The organism is Dactylosporangium sp. CA-052675 (assembly GCF_050947935.1).
GTDB lineage: Bacteria > Actinomycetota > Actinomycetes > Mycobacteriales > Micromonosporaceae > Dactylosporangium.
This window is the reverse complement of record NZ_CP192010.1, coordinates 8,709,574-8,725,763: the sequence shown is the minus strand read 5'-3', so window position 1 is coordinate 8,725,763 and position 16,190 is coordinate 8,709,574. Positions and strand designations below refer to the sequence as shown.

The 16,190-nt window shown below is 72.4% G+C and carries 15 protein-coding genes; all 15 read left to right on the top strand.

Annotation, left to right across the window (positions count from 1 at the left end):
• The first annotated feature begins 40 nt into the window (after positions 1-40).
• The 15 genes from ACQP1P_RS39070 to ACQP1P_RS39000 all read left to right on the top strand — a co-directional run bounded on the left by ACQP1P_RS39070 (position 41) and on the right by ACQP1P_RS39000 (position 16,062).
• On the top strand, positions 41-1,513 hold the full coding sequence (locus tag ACQP1P_RS39070) for a UDP-N-acetylmuramoyl-L-alanyl-D-glutamate--2,6-diaminopimelate ligase (RefSeq protein ID WP_433079047.1): 1,473 nt from the start codon (positions 41-43) through the stop codon (positions 1,511-1,513).
• On the top strand, positions 1,510-2,910 hold the full coding sequence (locus ACQP1P_RS39065; RefSeq protein ID WP_433079045.1) for a UDP-N-acetylmuramoyl-tripeptide--D-alanyl-D-alanine ligase: 1,401 nt from the start codon (positions 1,510-1,512) through the stop codon (positions 2,908-2,910). The genes ACQP1P_RS39070 and ACQP1P_RS39065 overlap by 4 nt, the downstream gene beginning before the upstream one ends.
• Complete coding sequence (gene mraY, locus ACQP1P_RS39060) at positions 2,907-4,028, top strand: phospho-N-acetylmuramoyl-pentapeptide-transferase (RefSeq protein ID WP_433079043.1); 1,122 nt, start codon at positions 2,907-2,909, stop codon at positions 4,026-4,028. The genes ACQP1P_RS39065 and mraY overlap by 4 nt, the downstream gene beginning before the upstream one ends.
• A 61-nt stretch (positions 4,029-4,089) precedes the next feature.
• Positions 4,090-5,487 carry an FtsW/RodA/SpoVE family cell cycle protein gene (locus ACQP1P_RS39055; protein WP_433079041.1) on the top strand — a complete coding sequence of 466 codons (1,398 nt, stop codon included), beginning with the start codon at positions 4,090-4,092 and terminating at the stop codon, positions 5,485-5,487.
• Positions 5,487-6,593: an undecaprenyldiphospho-muramoylpentapeptide beta-N-acetylglucosaminyltransferase gene (murG, locus tag ACQP1P_RS39050; RefSeq protein ID WP_433079039.1), complete on the top strand. Its 1,107-nt coding sequence runs from the start codon at positions 5,487-5,489 to the stop codon at positions 6,591-6,593. The genes ACQP1P_RS39055 and murG overlap by 1 nt, the downstream gene beginning before the upstream one ends.
• A complete protein-coding gene (gene murC, locus ACQP1P_RS39045; protein WP_433079037.1) occupies positions 6,590-8,029 on the top strand; it encodes a UDP-N-acetylmuramate--L-alanine ligase in 1,440 nt (479 codons plus the stop codon). The genes murG and murC overlap by 4 nt, the downstream gene beginning before the upstream one ends.
• 19 nt (positions 8,030-8,048) lie before the next feature.
• Complete coding sequence (locus tag ACQP1P_RS39040) at positions 8,049-8,810, top strand: cell division protein FtsQ/DivIB (protein ID WP_433079036.1); 762 nt, start codon at positions 8,049-8,051, stop codon at positions 8,808-8,810.
• Positions 8,811-9,173: 363 nt separating this feature from the next.
• Positions 9,174-10,286 (top strand): cell division protein FtsZ, encoded by a 1,113-nt coding sequence (gene ftsZ / locus ACQP1P_RS39035; protein ID WP_350614811.1) that lies wholly within the window; start codon positions 9,174-9,176, stop codon positions 10,284-10,286.
• Positions 10,287-10,396: 110 nt separating this feature from the next.
• On the top strand, positions 10,397-11,104 hold the full coding sequence (locus tag ACQP1P_RS39030; protein ID WP_433079034.1) for a YggS family pyridoxal phosphate-dependent enzyme: 708 nt from the start codon (positions 10,397-10,399) through the stop codon (positions 11,102-11,104).
• Between the two features lie 126 nt (positions 11,105-11,230).
• The gene (locus ACQP1P_RS39025; protein ID WP_433090285.1) at positions 11,231-11,914 is read left to right on the top strand and encodes a cell division protein SepF; all 684 of its coding nucleotides are present in this window, start codon (positions 11,231-11,233) and stop codon (positions 11,912-11,914) included.
• A gap of 17 nt (positions 11,915-11,931) precedes the next feature.
• Positions 11,932-12,237, top strand: a complete 306-nt coding sequence (locus ACQP1P_RS39020) for a YggT family protein (protein ID WP_344612605.1) — start codon at positions 11,932-11,934, stop codon at positions 12,235-12,237.
• A 49-nt stretch (positions 12,238-12,286) separates the two neighbouring features.
• The gene (locus ACQP1P_RS39015) at positions 12,287-13,084 is read left to right on the top strand and encodes a DivIVA domain-containing protein (RefSeq protein ID WP_433079032.1); all 798 of its coding nucleotides are present in this window, start codon (positions 12,287-12,289) and stop codon (positions 13,082-13,084) included.
• Between the two features lie 251 nt (positions 13,085-13,335).
• A complete protein-coding gene (locus ACQP1P_RS39010; protein WP_433079030.1) occupies positions 13,336-14,136 on the top strand; it encodes a hypothetical protein in 801 nt (266 codons plus the stop codon).
• 112 nt (positions 14,137-14,248) lie between these two features.
• Positions 14,249-14,548, top strand: a complete 300-nt coding sequence (locus ACQP1P_RS39005; protein ID WP_433079028.1) for a DUF167 domain-containing protein — start codon at positions 14,249-14,251, stop codon at positions 14,546-14,548.
• The gene (locus ACQP1P_RS39000; RefSeq protein ID WP_433079026.1) at positions 14,545-16,062 is read left to right on the top strand and encodes a potassium/proton antiporter; all 1,518 of its coding nucleotides are present in this window, start codon (positions 14,545-14,547) and stop codon (positions 16,060-16,062) included. Before ACQP1P_RS39005 ends, ACQP1P_RS39000 begins: the two co-directional genes overlap by 4 nt.
• Positions 16,063-16,190: the final 128 nt, after the last annotated feature.

Genomic DNA, 16,190 nt, shown 5'->3' with positions numbered 1-16,190 from the left:
GCTCCGGGGCCTCGCGGACGGGCGGGTAGGGTCTGACCCCGTGCCCGGCTATCCCCGTCCGCGGAATGTCCGCCCCACGCTCATCGGTGAGCTGGGCGGCGGCTCGGAAGACGTTTCGGTCACGGGGGTGACACACAGTAGCTCGGCGGTACTGCCGGGTGATCTTTACGCGGCACTGCCAGGAGCCAGGGTGCACGGGGCCCAGTTCATCCCCGAGGCGCTCGAGCGCGGCGCGGTCGCGGTGCTCACCGACCCCGCCGGGGTGCGCCCCGATGCCGGGGTCCCCTTCATCGTCGTGGACAAGCCCCGGGACGTGCTCGGCGACGTCGCCTCGAAGGTGTACGGCGAGCCGACCCGCCGCCTGAGCACCATCGGCGTCACCGGCACCGCGGGCAAGACCTCGACCACCTACCTCATCGAGGCCGGGCTGCGCGCCGCCGGCCAGGTCACGGGCCTCATCGGCACCGTCGAGACCCGGCTGGGCGACCTGACCGTCAAGAGCATCCGCACCACCCCCGAGGCGACCGACCTGCACGCCCTCTTCGCCGCGGCGCTCGAGCGCGGCGTGCAGTCGGTGGCCATGGAGGTCTCCAGTCACGCCCTCGAGGTCGGCCGGGTCGGCGGGGTCCGCTTCGCCGCCGCCGGCTTCACCAACTTCGGCCTGGACCACCTCGACTTCCACCCGTCGGTGGAGGCCTACTTCGCGGCCAAGGCACGCCTGTTCGACGGCCGCGCCGCCGTGGAGATCCTCAACTTCGACGATGTGTCGGTAATGCGACTGCGCAAGCCGGGGTCGTGGACCTACTCCATTGCGGGTGACCAAGCCGACTTCAGCGTCTCCGGCGTGACCCCCGCCGGCTACGGCCAGGCGTTCGACGTGCACTGGCGCGGGCGGACGGCCCGGTCGGGCGTGCAGCTGCCCGGGCGGCACAACGTGGCCAACGCGCTGCTCGCCATCGCCTCCCTCACCGCCGTCGGCGTCGAGCTCGACGTCGCGGCCCGGGCCGTGGCCGAGGCGCCGGGCTCGCCGGGGCGCATGGAGCGCGTCGAGGCGCCCGGCGAGGTCGTCGGCGTCGTGGACTACGCGCACAAGCCCGACGCCATGGTCGAGGTCCTCAAGGCGCTGCGCACCCTCGCGGCCTCGCGCGGCGGCCGGGTGCTCTGTGTCGTCGGGGCCGGTGGCGACCGGGACCGCGGCAAGCGCCCGCTCATGGGCCGGGCCGCCGCCGACGGGGCCGATCTCGTGATCGTCACCGACGACAACCCGCGCACCGAGGACCCGGCCGCGATCCGCGCCGAGGTGCTCGCCGGGGCCGCGGGCGGCCCGGCCGACGTGGTGGAGATCGGCGGCCGGCGCGACGCCATCGCCTACGCGGTCGCGCAGGCCAAGCCCGGTGACGTGGTCGCGCTGCTGGGCAAGGGGCACGAGACGGGCCAGGAGGTGGGCGGCGAGGTGCTCCCGTTCGACGACCGGGTGGAGCTGGCCGCCGCGCTGGCGGAGGCGGCCTCATGATCGCGCTGACGCTGGCCGAGATCGCCGCGATCGTCGGGGGCGAGCTGCACGGCGGCGGCGGGGACGCGGTGGTCGACGGCAGCGTGGAGTACGACTCCCGCAAGATCGGTCCCGGGAGCCTCTTCGTGGCCTTCGCGGGCGCGAAGGTCGACGCCCACGAGTTCGCCCCCAAGGCGATGGCCGACGGCGCCGCCGGAGTCCTCGGCAGCCGGCCCGTGCCCGGGGTGCCCGTCGTCGTCGTGGACGACCCCCGCCACGCGCTCGGGCTGCTGGCCCGCGCGGTGCTCGACCGGCTGCACGCCGGGGCGGGCATCACCGTCGTGGCGCTCACCGGCTCCAGCGGCAAGACCAGCACCAAGGACCTCGTCGCCCGGCTGCTCGCCGCCCAGGGCCCGACCGTGGCCACCGCCGGCTCGGAGAACAACGAGCTCGGCACGCCCTACACGGTGCTCAAGGCCGACGAGCACACCCGCTTCCTCGTGCTCGAGATGGGCGCGCGGGGGATCGGGCACCTCAAGTACCTCTGCCAGATCGCCCCGCCGGACGTCGCCGTCGAGCTCAACGTCGGCGTCGCGCACATCGCCGAGTTCGGCTCGGTCGACGGCATCGCGCAGGCCAAGGGCGAGCTGGTCGAGGCGCTCGGCCCCGGCGGCGTCGCGGTGCTCAACGCCGACGACGAGCGGGTCCGGGCCATGGCCGGGCGCACCGCGGGCCGCGTCGTGCTGGCCGGCGAGGCCGCCGACGCGCACGTGCGCGCGAGCGACGTCGTGGCCCTGGACCGCGGCCGGTTCGGCTTCACCCTCACCGTCCCCGGCGCGGCGCCCGTCCCGGTCCGCCTCGGCGTCGCGGGGCGTCACAGCGTCGGCAACGCGTTGCTCGCCGCGGCCGTCGCGACGCTGGCGGGCCTCGAGCCGGCCGCGATCGCGGCGGGACTCGGCGATCTCGAGGGTTTGTCGACCCGAAGGATGGATGTCTTCGACCGTGCCGACGATGTCACGGTCATCGACGACTCGTTCAACGCCAACCCGGCGTCCATGGCGGCCGCGCTGCGCGCGCTCGTCGCGGTGGCCGGCGGGCGGCGCAAGATCGCCGTGCTCGGCTTCATGGCGGAGCTCGGCGGGTACGAGCGAGCCGGACACGAGGAGGTCGGTCGTCTCGCCGCGGAGCTCGGCGTCGACCGTCTCGTGGCCGTCAGCGAGCAGGCCGCGCCGATCCTGACCGGAGCGGCCGCCGTGGCGAGTTGGGGAGGAGACTCGGTGCTCGTGACCGATCAGGAGGCCGCCGTGGCGCTGCTGCGCGCCGAGCTGCTTCCACGCGACGTGGTCCTGGTCAAGGGATCGCGCTACCGGACCTGGGACGTCGCCGACGCCCTGCGCACGGAAGATTTCCGCAAGTGAGGGCCGTCTTCGTCGCGGCGTTCGTCGCGTTTCTCATCTCGCTGTTCGGCACGCCGATCGCGATCAAGTACTTCACCCGCCTGAAGGCCGACCAGCCCATCCGCACCGAGGGCCCGCAGACCCACCTCGGCAAGAAGGGCACGCCGACCATGGGCGGCGTGGTGTTCATCTTCGCCACGCTGGTCGCCTACACCGGCGGGCACATCGCGCTCACCACGCTGCCCGACGCCCAGCTGCGCCCGGCCGGCCCGACGGCCACCGCGGTCGTGCTGCTGGGCCTGTTCGTCTTCACCGGCCTGCTCGGCTTCCTCGACGACTACCTCAAGGTCGCCAAGCGCAACAGCGACGGCCTGAACAAGCGGGGCAAGCTCATCGGCCAGGCGCTCATCGGCGCCATCTTCGGCGCGATCGCGCTCTACGTCTCCGCCGACAAGACCGGCCGCCAGGTCGTCACCACGGTGGCCAGCCCGAAGCTGTCCTGGGTGCACGACATCGACTGGCTCAACATCGGCAAGATCGCCGCGGTGATCTTCTTCGTGTTCGTGGTCATGTCGATGTCCAACGCGGTCAACCTGACCGACGGCCTCGACGGTCTCGCGACCGGCACGTCGATCCTGGTGCTGATCAGCTACATGGCGATCGCGTTCTGGCAGTACCGGCACTGGTGCGCCGACCCGCAGTACGGGGCCCCCTACTGCTACGACGTGCGCGACCCGCTGGAGATGGCCCTGATCGCCGGGGCCGCCGTCGGCGCGCTCGTCGGCTTCCTGTGGTGGAACACCTCCCCGGCCCGCATCTTCATGGGCGACACCGGCTCCATGGCGCTCGGCTCGCTCATCGCCGGGCTCGCGGTGGCCACGAAGACCATCCTGCTGCTGCCGCTGCTGGGCCTGCTCTTCGTGATCATCGTGGTGACCTGGGTCATGCAGATCGGCTCGTACCGCACCACCGGCAAACGCATCTTCCGGATGGTCCCGCTCCAGCACCACTTCGAGCTGGCCGGATGGAGCGAGGTCAACATCGTGGTCCGGTTCTGGATCATCTCCGGTCTCGGCGTCGCGGCGGCCCTCGGGCTCTTCGCCGCCGACTTCCTGCGTGTGATGAGCGGCGCTTCCTGAGGCACATCCCGACGGCGCGTCGCGGCCACCGTGCCGCGACGCAGCCGGAATGATGGGCGGCATGAGGAGCGACGGGGAGGAAGTTCCGAACGAGGGCGGCTGGCTCGCCAACCTGGTCGGGTCGCTGCGGGGTCTGCTGGACCGTCCGCTCGCCTCCTACTACCTGCTGCTGTCCAGCGTCGGCCTGCTCGTGTTCATCGGCCTGGTCATGGTGTTCTCGGTGACCAGCGTCAACAGCTACGCGACCACGGGCAGCCCGTTCACCTCGATCGCCAAGCAGGCGCTCTCGGCCGTGGTCGGCCTGCTGGCGTTCTGGGTGTGCCAGCGGCTGCCGGTGCGCACGTTCCGCGCCGTGGCCATCCCGATGCTGATCGCCTCGATCGTGCTCATGTGCTTCGTGGACCTGATGGGCTGGCTGTCGGGCCGCCGCGCCCCCGACGGACAGAGCGCGTCGGCGATCCACCTCGGGCCGATCTGGGTCGAGGACCTGTGGCTGCACGTCGGCGGCTTCCAGATCCAGCCGGCCGAGCTGGCCAAGATCGCGCTCGTGGTCTGGGGCGCCGACCTGCTCGTGCGCAAGGGCCGCACCATCATGACCTGGCGCGAGCTGGCCATGCCGCTGTTCCCGGTGACGATCCTGCTGCTGATCCTCGTCGGCTACAACGACCTCGGCTCGATGATCTGCATGGTGGTGCTGTTCACCGGGCTGCTGTGGGCGGCCGGGGCCCGGCTGCCGGTCTTCGGCTGGCTCGGCGGGTTCTTCCTCGCGGGCGTGGTCGCGCTCATCCTGCTGCCGGCCAAGAAGGACTACCGGCTGGACCGGCTCAAGGTCTTCTTCGACCCGAGCATCGACCCGGACGCGAAGGCGGGGCGGTACCAGTACCTGCGCGGCCTGTGGGCGGTCTCCGACGGCGGCTGGTTCGGCGTCGGCCTCGGCCAGGGCCAGCTCAAGTGGGGCCGGCTGCCCAACGCGCACAACGACTTCATCTTCGCCATCGTCGCCGAGGAGCTCGGCGTGGTCGGCTGCATGGTCGTGCTGCTGCTGTTCGGCATGCTCACCTACACCGGCCTGCGCATCGCCCGCCGCGTCGAGGACCTGTTCCGCCGCCTGGTCGCCGCGGCGATCACGATCTGGTTCGTCGGCCAGGCGATCATCAACATCGGCGGCGTCGTCGGCCTGATGCCGATCACCGGCCTGCCGCTGCCGTTCATCTCCGACGGCGGCAGCGCCCTGGTCGTCGCGCTCGGCGCGGCCGGCATCCTCACGTCGGCGGCCCGCGCCGAGCCGGACTGCGCGCGAGCCATGCACGCCCGTCCGCCGCGGAAATGGGTGCGACTACTCTGGGCGCCGTTGCCGCCGCTTCCGCGCGCTCGCGAGGACGACGACGGCACGGACCCTTCGACACGCACGACGGGCCGGCCCACCCTCGCGGGGTCGCCCCGCGGAAGGAGCACCTGATGGCAGCGCTGCGCTCGGTGGTGCTGGCCGGCGGAGGCACCGGCGGGCACATCTACCCGCTGCTGGCCTTCGCCGACTGCCTGCGCAGGCACGACCCCGACGTCCGCATCACGTGTCTGGGCTCGGCGAGCGGCATGGAGAACGACCTCATCCCGCGCGCCGGCTACGACCTGCGGCACGTCCCGGCCTACCAACTGCCGCGCTCGGTGAACATGAACCTGGTGCGCACCCCGGACCGGATGTGGAGGGCGGCGAAGGCGGCCCGCGCGATCCTGGACGAGGTCAACGCCGATGCCGTGGTCGGCTTCGGGGGGTACGTGTCCGTCCCGGCCTACCTGGCCGCCTGGCGGCGCAAGACGCCCAGCGTGATCCACGAGGTCAACGTCCCGATGGGCGTGGCCAACAAGATGGCCATGCGGTTCACCAAGAACGTCGTGCTCGGCTTCCCCCACCAGGCCCGGCAGATGCCGGCCGTGGCGGACGCGCCGGTGGTCGGGGTGCCGCTGCGGCAGAGCATCACCACCCTGGACCGGGCCGCCCGCCGCGCCGAGGCCCGCCGCTATTTCGGCCTCGACCCCGATCTTCCGACGCTGTTCGTCTTCGGCGCGTCGTCCGGCGCCCGCTCGATCAACAACGCGGTGGCCGGCGCGGCCAAGGCGATCACCTCGGCCGGCGTGCAGGTGCTGCACATCGTCGGGGCCCGCAACGAGGACTTCGACGTCCCGGCCGGCCTGCCCGCGCCGTACGTGCGGATCAAGTTCCTCTCCGAGATGGAGCTCGGCTACGCCGCCGGTGACCTGGCGATCTGCCGCGGCGGCGCGATCACCTGCGCCGAGACCGCGGCGATCGGCATCCCGGCGGTCTACGTGCCGCTGCCCTGGGGCAACGGCGAGCAGCGGCGCAACGCCCTGCCGGTGGTCGAGGCCGGGGGCGGCCTCATCGTCGAGGACGCCGACCTGACCCCCGAGTTCGTGGCCCAGCAGATCGTCCCGCTGGCCCGCGACGGCGCCCGGCTCGCGGCGATGAGCCGCGCGGCCGCCGGATACGGTCGCCGCGACGGCGACGAGGCCCTTCGCCGGTACCTGCTGAAGGTGGTTGGAGCATGAGCGAGCTGACAGCCGAAGAGCTGGGCCGGGTCCACCTCGTCGGGGTCGGTGGGGTCGGCATGAGCGGGCTCGCCCGGCTGCTGCTGACCCGCGGCATCCCGACCTCGGGCAGCGAGCTCAAGGAGTGGCCCCAGCTGGCCGCGCTCAAGGCCCTCGGCGGCACGATCTACCGCACCCACGAGCCGTCCAACCTCGACGGCGTGGACACGGTGGTCTACTCCACGGCCATCCCCAAGGACCACATCGAGCTCGTCACCGCCCGGGAGCGGGGCCTGCGCCTGCTGCACCGCTCCGAGGCCCTGGCCGCGACCATGGTCGGCCGGCGCGCCATCGCGGTGGCCGGCACCCACGGCAAGACGACGACCACCTCGATGATCACGCTGATCCTCCAGCACGCCGGGCTCGACCCGTCGTTCGTGATCGGCGGGGAGATCTCCGCGATCGGCTCCAGCGCCCACCACGGCAGCGGCGAGCTGTTCGTGGCCGAGGCCGACGAGAGCGACCGCTCGTTCCTGCTCTACACCCCGCACGTCGCGCTCGTCACCAACATCGACGCCGACCACCTCAACACCTACGGCGACCTGCAGGGCCTCGAGGACGCGTTCGTCGAGTTCTGCGGCCGGGTCGAGCCGGGCGGGTTCGTGGTCACGTGCGCCGACGACCCCGGCGCGATGCGGATGGCGGTGCGGGCCCGGGCGGCCGGCGCCGACGTCGTCACCTACGGCACCGCACCCGACGCCGACCTGCGCATCAGCGAGGTCCGCTCCTCGGTGCACGGGGTGCGCTACATGGCCCACCACGACGGGGTGCCGCTGGGCGAGGTGTTCCTGCCGGTGCCGGGCGCGCACCTGGGCCTCAACTCGGCCGGGGCGATCCTCACCGCGCTGCGGCTGGGCGTGCCGGCCGAGACGGCGATCGAGAGCCTGGCGACGTTCCCGGGCGTGCGCCGCCGCTTCGAGTTCAAGGGCACCGAGGGCGGGGTGCGGGTCTACGACGAGTACGCCTACCACCCGGTGCCGATCGCCGCGGCCCTGCGCACGCTGCGCGAGGTGGCCGGCGACGGGCGGCTCGTGGTGGTGTTCCAGCCGTACCGGGTGTACCGCACCCGCGACTTCCAGGCCGAGATCGCCGAGGGCCTCTCCCTCGCCGACGAGGCCGTGATCATGGAGGTCTTCGGCCCCGGCGAGGTGCGCGAGCCCGGCGAGGGCGGCGTCGCGCTGACCGCGGCGGTGAACCTGCCGGACGCGCAGAAGGTGTTCGTGCCGTCCTGGGAGGACGTGCCCGGCGAGGTGGTGGCCCGCGTCCGCGAGGGCGACGTGGTCGTCACCATGGGCGCGCCGCCGATCTCGCTCATGGGCGACGAGCTGCTCGCCGCGCTCAAGGGCGGGGACGAGCCGGACGGGTACGTGGGCCGGCACTCGCGGGCCGACGACTGACGGTAAGGACTGATCGCCGGTGAGCCAGACGCGCGGATGGCGGCTCGTCCTGGCCCCCCGCGATGCGCCGCCGTCGGTGCGGCTCTTCGCGGCCCGGGCCCGGCGGCACCGCCTCCGCGCGGCGCTGCCCTGGCTCGTGGCGCTGGGGCTCGTGGCGCTGCTCGGCGGGGCGGCGGCGGTGGTGTACCTCACCCCGGCCCTCGGCGTCGAGCGCATCGAGGTCGCCGGCGCCGGCGTGCTCGACCCGGCGTCGGTGCGCGCGGCCGCCGCGGTGCGCGACGGCACCCCGATGCCCCGGGTGGACGTGCGCGCGGTCGAGCGGCGCGTGCGCGAGGCGCTCAAGCCGGTGCGCACCGTGCGGGTCCAGACGCACTACCCGCACACCCTCGCGATCGCGGTGACCGAGCGCACCGCGGTCGCGGCCGTGCCCAAGGTCGGCGGCTTCACGCTGCTCGACGCCGAGGGGGTGGCGTTCCTGCCGGTCGACGCCGCCCCGCCGGGCCTGCCGACGCTCCGCATCGCCCAGCCGGAGCCCGGCGACGCCACCACCGAGAGCGCCCTGACCGTGCTGGCCGCGCTCTCCCCGCCGGTGCTCGCGCAGATGACGGCGCTGGTCGCCGAGTCGCCGACCCGGATCAAGCTGGAGCTGACCGGCGAGCGGGTCGTGCTGTGGGGCGACGCCACCCAGAACGCGGCCAAGGTCCGGGTCCTGGAGCGCACGACGATCGAGGCGGGGCACACCCTCGACGTGAGCGCGCCCGGCGTCGTGCTGGAGAAGTGAGGTCGGGCACGCGAGTTCGGGCGTGTGAGCCCGGACAAGTGGGCAGCCGCCCGTCACACGGGGCTCGCCACCGCCGTTAGGAATTCGACGGCGTCGCAGGCGAATCGCCCGACACGCCGGGGCACGGTCCTTGGATCGCGACAGTCGGGCCCTTACCTTGCGATAAGGCATTAGTTGACATAACTATAAGCCTCTAGTAAAGGGTGAGGGTTTGCGGGACCCCCATCCGCTGCGTTCGCATTGGCGGACGCCGCCCGTCACGGGGTCGGGCTCGGGACAGGTCCCTCAGGGATCGGACCGGGATTCATCGCTCGGCACCGGACAGGATCGGCGCTCGCCAACCTCGAAAGGAAAGGTGGTCCGATGACACATCCGCACAACTATCTCGCGGTCATCAAGGTCGTCGGCATCGGCGGCGGCGGGGTCAATGCCGTCAATCGCATGATCGAGGTTGGCCTGAAGGGCGTCGAGTTCATCGCGATCAACACCGATGCTCAGGCCCTGCTGATGAGCGACGCCGACGTCAAGCTCGACGTCGGCCGGGAACTGACCCGCGGGCTGGGTGCGGGCGCCAATCCCGACGTCGGCAAGAATGCGGCCGAGGACCACCGGGACGAGATCGAAGAGGTGCTCAAGGGCGCCGACATGGTCTTCGTCACCTGTGGCGAGGGCGGCGGGACGGGCACCGGCGGCGCGCCCGTCGTGGCCAACATCGCGCGGAAGCTCGGCGCGCTGACCATCGGCGTGGTCACCCGGCCGTTCTCGTTCGAGGGCAAGCGCCGCCAGGTGCAGGCCGAGGCCGGCATCGAGGAGCTGCGCAACCAGTGCGACACGCTCATCGTGATCCCCAACGACCGGCTCCTGGCGCTCGGTGACCGAGGCATCAGCATGATGGACGCGTTCCGCCAGGCCGACCAGGTGCTGCTCTCCGGTGTGCAGGGCATCACCGATCTGATCACCACGCCGGGCCTCATCAACCTCGACTTCGCCGACGTCAAGAGCGTCATGAGCGGCGCCGGGAGCGCGCTCATGGGCATCGGCAGCGCCCGCGGCGACAACCGCGCGGTCGAGGCCGCCGAGTCGGCCATCTCCAGCCCGCTGCTGGAGCAGAGCATGGACGGCGCGCGCGGCGTGCTGCTGTCCATCGCCGGCGGGTCCGACCTGGGCCTGTTCGAGATCAACGACGCGGCGCAGCTGGTCACCGACGCCGCCCACCCGGACGCGAACATCATCTTCGGCGCGGTCATCGACGACGCGCTCGGCGACGAGGTGCGCGTCACGGTCATCGCGGCCGGCTTCGACGGGGGCGCCCCGGCGTACCGTCCGATCGAGGCCCGCGCCCCGCGCACGCCGCACGGCCCGCAGCACAGCCAGCCCAAGGAGCCGGCCCCGCAGGAGCGCCAGGCCCCGCCGCCGCCCCGGCGGGTCCTGTTCGACGACGTCGACGTGCCCGACTTCCTCAAGAACGGTGCGTGAGGCCTGCAGCCGGCTGACGGGTAAGGCCGGCCGGATCACGGCGTAACCTCTGCTTGAATTGGGTAGGTCGCATACGCGGCCTGCCCAATCGCCGTATTCAGGGGGTTTTCGTGGACGAGCGGACCGAGCAGATCGCGGCCAATCTCGCCTCCGTGCGGGAACGGATCGCCGCGGCCTGCCACGCCGCCGGACGCGAGCCGGAATCGGTCACCCTGGTGGCCGTCACGAAGACCTACCCGGCGCAGGACGTGGCCCGGCTGGCCGAGCTGGGCGTGCTCGACGTCGGCGAGAATCGGGACCAGGAGGCGGCCCCCAAGGCCGCCGCCGTGCCCGGCCTGCGCTGGCACTTCGTCGGGCAGCTGCAACGCAACAAGGCGCGCTCGGTGGCCGGCTACGCCGATGTCGTGCACTCCGTGGACAGCCTGCGCCTGGTGGACGCCCTGACGGACGCCGTGCTCAGGACCGGCCGGGACACTGCGCTGGGGGCGCTGGTGCAGGTGAGCCTGGACGACGACGAGCACCGCGGCGGTGCGCTCACCGGACAGGTCGAGAAGGTCGCCGAGGCGATCGCGGCCAGTCCCGGCCTCGCCCTGCGCGGGGTCATGGCGGTCGCGCCGCTGGGCTGGGAGCCGGACGAGGCATTCGCCCGGCTCGAGGCGATCGCGGCACGCATTCGTCAGCGTTTTTCCGGTCCGGAGGGTGCGGCGGACTGGATTTCGGCGGGTATGAGCGACGATCTCGAATCCGCGATTCTGCACGGCTCGACACACGTTCGTGTCGGCAGCGCATTGCTCGGAAAACGCACCCCGCTGGGGTAGCCTGGCCCGCGGGAACGGAAAACTACACGGGTGTGGTTCTGCGCCGGCGGGGCGGTGTCGCACAACGTGATCGGTGGCACCGACAACGGGGGGAAGTGCCGCATGGCGGTGGACGGAGGAGCGCGTATGGGTGCTCTGCGCAGGGCGGGCGTCTGGCTCGGTCTCGTCGAGGACGAGGACGATCGTGGGTACGACGATCGTCATTACCGCTACGGCGACGACCTTCTCGACGACGAGGACGACGTCGACGAGGTTCCGGCGCCGCGTTCCCGCACGACCTCGGAGCGCCTGTCGGCCTCGGAGCGCCTCTCGGCCTCCGACCGGCTCTCGTCGTCCGAGCGGCTGTCCGCCTCGGAGCGCCTGTCGGCCACCGATCGCCTGGAGACCGGCTCCGCGAGCCGGACCAGCACCGTGCGCTCCATCACGCGCCCGACCACGTCGGTCAGCTACCCGACGCGCGACAATCTCGCGCTCGCCCCGACCGGCTCGGTCCGTGAGCGTGCCCAGGTCGACGAGGACAGCGACGACCGCCGCTATGCGATCACGACGCTGCACCCGACCACGTACAACGAGGCCCGCACGATCGGCGAGCACTTCCGCGACGGCGTGCCGGTGATCATGAACCTCACCGAAATGGACGAGGCCGACGCCAAACGTTTGGTCGACTTCGCGGCCGGACTCGTATTCGGCCTGCGTGGTAACTTCGAGCGGGTGACCAACCGAGTCTTCCTGCTCTCACCGGCGAATGTCCAGGTCACCGCGGAGGACAAAGCCAAGATCGCCGAGGGCGGGTTCTTCAACCAGAGCTGAGCGAGGACTCAACGGCCGTGGTGTCCATCACCTTGCAGATCGTGCATCTGCTGCTCTACCTCTTCCTGGTGGCGCTCCTCGCACGCTTCGTGATGGGCTACGTCATGCAGTTCGGACGCCGCTGGCAACCCGGCCGGGGTGCGGCGGCGGCGCTGGAAGTGGTGTGGAGCGTCACCGATCCGCCGCTCAAAGCGTTGAGGCGGGTGATTCGTCCGCTGCGTATTGGTACCGTGGCCGTGGACCTGTCTTCGCTTGTGCTGCTGGTTATCCTGTTCGTGCTGATGTACGTCGTGTTAGGGCGGCTGATCGCGGCGTTCTCGTGACACGCACCGCTCGGCGGCCACGCGGCCGCAACTGACCCGAGGAGTTTCGATGCCGCTGACCCCGGCCGACGTTCACAACGTCGCCTTCAAGAAGCCCCCAATCGGCAAGCGGGGCTACGACGAGGAGGAGGTCGACGCCTTCCTCGACGAGGTCGAGCGTGAGCTCGCCCGGTTGATCGAAGAGAACAACGAGCTGCGCGCGCAGCTCGAGCGCGGCGGCGGCCCCGCCCGCGTGGCGACCGGCGCCGGCGGCGACCCCCGCCTGGCCGCGGAGCTCGCCGACCTCAAGACGCAGTTCGAGCGCGTCCAGCGCGAGAAGGCCTCCGCGGAGCAGGCCGCCCGCGGCATGCAGCAGGAGCTCGACCAGATCCGGGCCCAGGGCGGTCCCGGCGGCGCCGGTGGCACCGGCGACGGCGAGCAGCAGGCGCTGCGCGTGCTCATGATGGCCCAGCGCACCGCGGACGACCACGTGTCGGACGCGCGCCGCGAGGCCGACAAGCTTCTGTCCGAGGCCCGCACCAAGGCCGAGGAGGTCACCCGCGACGCGCGGGCCAAGGCCGACGCGCTCGAGCGCGACGCCCGCCAGCGCCACCAGGAGGCCATGGGCGGCCTGGACGCCAAGCGCACCGCGCTGCAGAAGCACATCGAGGAGCTCAAGCAGTTCGAGCGCGAGTACCGCACCCGCCTCAAGGCCTACCTGGAGAGCCAGCTGCGCGACCTCACCGGCCGCGAGCAGAGCCTCGAGGCCGAGATGGCGCAGCGCGGCGAGGGCGCGGCGCGCCCGGCGGTCGGCGGCGGCCTGGCCACGGCCGGCCTCGCGGGCGGCTACGAGGGTGCGGGTCGCTGACCCGCCGGTCCCCGAGCACGACGCAGCACGGCACCCACACGAGTGAAGTGACGGCACAGAGCGGCTGACCGGCAGCAGCCGACACGCGGCCGGTCAATGCGACACGCGGCGCCCCAGTCGAAAATTCGGCTGGGGCGCCGGTCATTCTGGGAGACTTCCGACAGGCTCGTTCGTTGTACCGGCTGAGAGACACTCGCCCGGAGAGGCCTTCGGCACTCGCCCCGGGATTCGCTGTGCGGAGGGACAGGGCCGTGATCGTCGGAAGCCTGCTGCTGATCGTGGTGGCCGTCGGCCTGCTCGTGCTGGGCCTGCTGCAGGGCTCGGACGCCCTGCTGGTGGCGTCCATCGGGGCAAGCCTGCTGGCCGCGGTAGCGCTGATCGTGGGCGGTCGCCAGGCCGCGGCGGCGCGCTCGGCCCGCACCGCCCGCACCGGGCGCCAGGTGCCCTCGGAGCGCTACGACCCGTTCGCCTCCCACCTCGGCTCGGACGAGCTCGGCGGCGAGGACGAGGAGCACGCGGGGGAGTACGGCCGGCGCGTCGAGCGCCAGACGGTCGGGGCCGGGGCGCGCACCGGCACCACCTACGGAAGTTCCACGGGCGGGCGGCCCGCGGCCCCGGACGAGACGGCGATGATGGCCCCGATCCGGGACGAGCCCGAGTCCGCCGTCCCGCAGCAGGGCGACAGCGGCGGCCGCTACGAGGAGTACCCGCCGCAGTACGACCAGCACCCGCCGGCCGGCGGCTACGACAGCGCCTACCAGGAGCCCGCCGCCGCCGCCGCCGCCGACGATGACGATGACGACTACGACGACGAGGACCCGGCGGACGAGCCCGCGATCGAGCTCTCCACGGCGGCCGACCTCGCCCGCGTCGCCGCGCTGCACGACGACGTGCTCGTCATCGACGGCCGCCCCCGCTACCACGTGCCGAACTGCCCGCACCTGCTGGGGCGCGAGCACGAGCCGCTGCCGGCCCACGAGGCGGTCGAGCTCGGGTTCACCCCCTGCGCGATGTGCGCGCCGAACGACGTGCTGCTCGCCGCCCGGCGGTAGAACGCTGCCCGGAGGGCCGTGACGCTCGTCGCGTCACGGCCTTCCGCTTGCGTGCTTCGATACCGCCCGGCCGGAGGATCGCCCTCGATCGGGTGAACCTTCACAATGAGGCATGCCCACCATCGCGATCCGCGTCCGGCCCGGTGCCTCCCGCACCGCGGTCGGCGGCTGCCACCCCGGGCCGTACGGTCCCGCCGTGGTCGTCGCGGTGCACGCCCGCCCCGTCGACGGGCAGGCGACCGAGGCGGCGCTGAAGGCCCTCGCCGCGGCGATCGGGGTGCGCCCGTCCGCCCTGCGCCTCAAGGCCGGGGCGGCGAGCCGGGACAAGCTCGTCGAGCTCGCCGATTTGTCCACCGTGGCACCGGCGGAGCTGGCCGACCGGGTCGCCGGCCTGCTGGCGGGCCGCCGTTGAGTCACGAGCTCAACGTCGCGCTCCTCGTCGGCGCGGCGGTCCTGCTGGTGTGTGTGGGAGCGGTCCGGCTCTCGGTGCGTCTCGGCCTGCCCAGCCTCCTGGTCTATCTCCTGCTCGGGGTCGCGATCGGCGAGGCCGGCCTCGGCATCCACTTCGCCGACGCCGAGCTGACCCGGACGCTGGGCATCTGCGCGCTGGTGGTGATCATCGCCGAGGGCGGCCTCACCGCGCGCTGGTCGCATCTGCGCCCGGTGCTCGGCCCGGCCGTGGTCCTCTCCACCGTCGGGGTCGTCGTCAGCGTCGCCGTCGTCGGGGCGGTCGTGCACTTCGCGCTGGGGGTCGGGTGGCAGCAGGCGCTGCTGTACGGCGCCGTGCTCTCCAGCACCGACGCCGCCGCCGTCTTCTCCACGCTGCGCCGGGTCCCGGTCCGGCCGCGCCTCGCCGCGCTGCTGGAGGCGGAGTCGGGCATCAACGACGCCCCCGTGGTCATCCTCGTCGTGCTGCTCTCGACCCCCATGGGCACCCAGGCGCCGTGGTACGAGGAGCTGGCCCTCGTCGCCTACGAGCTCGTCGCCGGCGGCGCGATCGGCCTGCTGGTCGGGTTCGGCGGCGCCTGGGCGCTGCGCCGGGCCGCGCTGCCCTCGGCCGGCCTCTACCCGCTCGCCGCGATCGGCCTGACCGTGCTCGCCTACGCGGCCGGCTCCGTCGCGCACGCCTCCGGCTTCCTGGCCGTCTACGTCACCGGCGTCGTGCTCGGCAACGCCCGTCTGCCGCACCGGCGCGCCATGCTCGGCTTCGCCGACGGCCTGGCCTGGCTCGCCCAGATCGGCCTGTTCGTGCTGCTGGGCCTGCTCGCCTCGCCGAGCCAGCTGGGCGGCGCCGTGCTCACCGCGCTGGTCGTCGGCCTGGTCCTGGTGCTGCTCGCCCGCCCGCTGTCGGTGCTGGTCAGCAGCGCCCCGTTCCTGCTCACCCGGGCCGGTCCGGGCTGGCGCGAGCAGGCGTTCCTGTCCTGGGCCGGGCTGCGCGGCGCGGTGCCCGTCGTGCTCGCGACGATCCCGCTCTCGGCCGGGCTGCCCGGCGCGCAGGACCTGTTCAACGTCGTCTTCGTGCTCGTCGTGATCTACACGGCGGCCCAGGGCGTCACGCTGCCCCCGGCCGCGCGCCGCCTCGGCGTCACCGCGCCCGCCGAGCCCACCGATCTGGAGGTCGAGGCGGCGCCGCTGGAGCGTATGCGGGCGGATCTGTTGCAGGTCGAGGTGCCGGACGGCTCGAAGCTCAACGGCGTGCACGTGGACGAGTTACGATTGCCTCTCGGTGCGGTCGTGACGCTGGTGTTGCGCGACGGCGGTGCGTTCGTGCCGGCGCCGGAGACCCGTCTGAAGACCCGCGACAGCCTCCTGATCGTCACCACCGAGCAGGTGCGCGACGCCGCGGAGCAACGGCTGCGGGCCGTGAGCAGGCGCGGGAGACTGGCTCGCTGGTTTGCCGAACATGGCGATGATCGGCGCCAATAACTGATCAAATTGGTCCGAATACGTGTGGCGTGTTTGTCGGACGCGTGCACATTCCGTATTCTTGCCAGCCACTGGAGTGCGCGACCGCGCGTCGCGCGCCCATTTTGCATCTGGGGGAGCCATGGCCG

Excerpts from the sequence above, each read along its gene's own strand:
- ACQP1P_RS39065 (WP_433079045.1), top strand. The coding sequence starts at position 1,510 with ATGATCGCGCTGACGCTGGCCGAGATCGCCGCGATCGTCGGGGGCGAG.
- ACQP1P_RS39055 (WP_433079041.1), top strand. The coding sequence starts at position 4,090 with ATGAGGAGCGACGGGGAGGAAGTTCCGAACGAGGGCGGCTGGCTCGCC.
- murG (WP_433079039.1), top strand. The coding sequence starts at position 5,487 with ATGGCAGCGCTGCGCTCGGTGGTGCTGGCCGGCGGAGGCACCGGCGGG.
- murC (WP_433079037.1), top strand. The coding sequence starts at position 6,590 with ATGAGCGAGCTGACAGCCGAAGAGCTGGGCCGGGTCCACCTCGTCGGG.
- ftsZ (WP_350614811.1), top strand. The coding sequence starts at position 9,174 with ATGACACATCCGCACAACTATCTCGCGGTCATCAAGGTCGTCGGCATC.
- ACQP1P_RS39025 (WP_433090285.1), top strand. The coding sequence starts at position 11,231 with ATGGGTGCTCTGCGCAGGGCGGGCGTCTGGCTCGGTCTCGTCGAGGAC.
- ACQP1P_RS39015 (WP_433079032.1), top strand. The coding sequence starts at position 12,287 with ATGCCGCTGACCCCGGCCGACGTTCACAACGTCGCCTTCAAGAAGCCC.
- ACQP1P_RS39005 (WP_433079028.1), top strand. The coding sequence starts at position 14,249 with ATGCCCACCATCGCGATCCGCGTCCGGCCCGGTGCCTCCCGCACCGCG.